Source organism: Dolichospermum circinale AWQC310F (assembly GCF_000426925.1).
GTDB classification, from domain to species: Bacteria; Cyanobacteriota; Cyanobacteriia; order Cyanobacteriales; family Nostocaceae; genus Dolichospermum; species Dolichospermum circinale.
In genome coordinates, this window is record NZ_APIZ01000348.1 from 1 (window position 1) to 2,747 (window position 2,747).

General features: G+C 32.3%; 4 protein-coding genes. 3 read left to right on the forward strand and 1 reads right to left on the reverse strand.

The features are described from left to right. Window positions 1–25: 25 nt before the first annotated feature. A complete protein-coding gene (locus ACIR310F_RS21020) occupies window positions 26–1,561 on the forward strand; it encodes an Eco57I restriction-modification methylase domain-containing protein (protein ID WP_071604768.1) in 1,536 nt (511 codons plus the stop codon). Window positions 1,562–1,751: 190 nt separating this feature from the next. Here ACIR310F_RS21020 and ACIR310F_RS26480 read toward each other — a convergent pair whose 3' ends face one another. Next, window positions 1,752–1,910, reverse strand: coding sequence for a hypothetical protein (locus ACIR310F_RS26480; protein ID WP_231387341.1), 159 nt, complete (start codon window positions 1,908–1,910; stop codon window positions 1,752–1,754). An 87-nt stretch (window positions 1,911–1,997) separates the two neighbouring features. Between ACIR310F_RS26480 and ACIR310F_RS0100325 the strand changes: the two genes are divergently transcribed. Together ACIR310F_RS0100325 and ACIR310F_RS0100330 are read left to right on the forward strand one after the other, a co-directional pair. Further along, complete coding sequence (locus ACIR310F_RS0100325) at window positions 1,998–2,276, forward strand: type II toxin-antitoxin system RelE/ParE family toxin (RefSeq protein ID WP_028082105.1); 279 nt, start codon at window positions 1,998–2,000, stop codon at window positions 2,274–2,276. A 10-nt stretch (window positions 2,277–2,286) separates the two neighbouring features. Next, on the forward strand, window positions 2,287–2,580 hold the full coding sequence (locus tag ACIR310F_RS0100330) for a HigA family addiction module antitoxin (protein WP_028082106.1): 294 nt from the start codon (window positions 2,287–2,289) through the stop codon (window positions 2,578–2,580). Window positions 2,581–2,747 lie beyond the last annotated feature (167 nt).

Genomic DNA, 2,747 nt, shown 5'->3' on the forward strand with positions numbered 1-2,747 from the left:
TCCTTCGCCCAAAATTTAACATATTTTGGGCTATTTTTATCAGGCTTTTCTTAACATTCAACACTTCTGGGTTTCACTATTGAGGCTGGAAATGAATGATAAACTACTTGAACCATGTGCAGGAGAAGGACATCTTTTAGAAGCTGTACTTAATATCAACGAAAATATATCATCTGTTGCTTATGAATTACATCCTGAACACGCAAAAAATCTCAATTTAAAGTTTAGTCAATTAAAAAATGTAGAAATACGAGAACGTGATACAATTTTTTGTCCAGATTTAGACCTTTGTGAATCGTTCGGTCATAAATTTACAAAGATTTTGGGAAATCCTCCCTATGGAGGTTGGCAAGAATACGAACGTCGCAGTGAATTAAAAAGAAAATATCCAGGATTTTATATTAAAGAAACTTATGCGGTTTTTCTAATACGTTGTCTCAAATTGCTTGCAGAAAAAGGACGACTAGTATTTATTATTCCCGATACTTTTTTGTATCTTCATAGCCATATTAATATTAGACGTTACCTTTTAGAAGAATTTACCATTGAAAGTATAGATGTTTTTCGTTCATCTCTATTTCCTGGTATTTCATTTGGTTATGCTGGTCTTTGTATTATTTCTATCCGTGCTGAAAAACCCACAAATAGACACTCTTTTTCGGTTAGATTTGTTAATTCTCTTGAAGATTTTATAGTATCTATAAATATACAAAATAATTGCAAACTTATCAACCAGCAAGATATTCTTAAAAGTGAATCATTATCCATTTCCATATCCCGTCATGAACCAGTTTTTCATGAACTATCATCCAGCATAACTAAAATGGCTGATATTGCTGACTGTGTAACTGGTTTCTATTCAGGAAATGATAAACGCTTTCTGCGTAAAGCATCCGTTTCTGTTAAAGGTGCGGCTGATTATTTAATTGTTGATCATAATTCTATTGAATTTAATCTTTCTCGGTTAGAAAGTAATTTAGATGGAATTGTAGGAAAAAAACATTTTATTCCTATTCTTAAAGGTGGTGGTTTTAATTTTGTTAAACCAACTCAATGGTATGTAGATTGGAGTTTGGAAGCAATTGAACATTATAAAACAAATAAAAAGTCCAGATTTCAAAACTCTTCCTACTACTTTAAAACAGGAATAGGCTTTCCTATGGAAACATCTAAACGTCCTACAGCCGCATTAATTGAGGAAAGTCTTTTTGACCAATCTATAGTAGGAATTTTTCCTAAATCTGCTATTGATTTATATTTTTTATTAGCTTATTGTAATTCGCCTGTATTTTGGATGTGTTTGAAATCTATTAATCCATCTGCAAATAATTCTGCTAAGTATATTTTAAAAACTCCTGTGATTTTACCTGATGAAGATACTATGAAAGATATCTCCTTTAGAACTCAAGAATTAGTATTAGAACTCAAGGAAGGTAATAAAAAAGCATTATGTGAAATTTTGCAACAAGAAATTATTGATTCTATTATGAAATATGTAAATAAACAGATATCTTATAAACTGGTAGATTCATCTGTTATGAATATGCTTTCTCGGTTGTAAACATCACTGCTAACTTACACCTTGACGAATATCTTCCTAATCTTGTGCTGTCATTTCTGTTGCATTTCCAGAGTTTAAACCTTCTAAAAGTAGGGTTTGTAGTTGTTCTTTTGCTTTGGAGTTTTTGGTCTTGTCGCACTAATTCCCGAAAATATTCACTGACGCTGCTGTAACCACCTTGCGCTACCTGTTATTCTATATAATCGCGCATGGTGTCAGGTAAGGAAATATTCATACTTTTCATAATGTGATTTCGCTGAATCTTCTTTTCTATATTATGGCAGTTTTTGTCATTTTCTGCCATGATAATTGTGATGATGATTTGTAAAGTATTGTAAATATTAATCAATGAGTTTTCAAAATTACCAAATTTAGCCTATATTGTGGATTGACAAGTGTAACCTTGTAGGTTACAGTAAATATTGTTATTTTACTTATGATCAGAAATTTCAAGCATAAGGGGTTAAGAAAGCTGTTTGAAGATGATAATAGAAGTGGAGTTAATCCAAATCATGCTGAAAAACTGTTAGATTTATTAGATAGACTAGATGCTGCATCTGTAGCCGAGGATATGAATTTTCCTGGTTCTAAGTTTCATCAATTAATAGGAAATAGAAAAGGAGAATATTCTGTAGCAGTTTCTGGTAATTGGCGTTTAACTTTTGTTTTTGAAGATGGGGATGCTTACGACGTAAATTACGAGGATTATCATTAGGATTATTAACATGAATACTAACAGAAAACCAAGACATCCTGGTGCTTTGATTAAACGTCAATATTTAGAACCTTTAAATATGACGGTGACAGAACTTGCTAATATTTTGGGTGTGTCTCGAAAAACGGTTTCGGAAATTGTGAATGAACGTGCAAGTGTAACACCTAATATTGCTTTGCGGTTAGCAAGTGCTTTTCAAACTACGCCGGAACTTTGGTTAAATCTTCAGCAGAAATTTGATATTTGGTGTGCAAAAAATGAGTCTGAAGAATGGAAAAATATCTCACCTATTGAAATTAGTTAAAATAGTTCGGGTGATAATTGTCAGGTAAGGTGAATCTTTCGGTGGTGTATCTGTGATGGTTCTATTATCTTCTCTTATTTACATGATAGTTGGTGATCGTTGGGTGAGATGATGTGAACAAATACAGGGGTTTTGGGTTGTAATTTGGTGTTATTAATGGTGGGTAT

What these genes read in the sequence shown, in the direction of transcription:
- ACIR310F_RS0100325 (WP_028082105.1), top strand. Translation starts at nt 1,998, where the DNA reads ATGATCAGAAATTTCAAGCATAAGGGGTTAAGAAAGCTGTTTGAAGAT.
- ACIR310F_RS0100330 (WP_028082106.1), top strand. Translation starts at nt 2,287, where the DNA reads ATGAATACTAACAGAAAACCAAGACATCCTGGTGCTTTGATTAAACGT.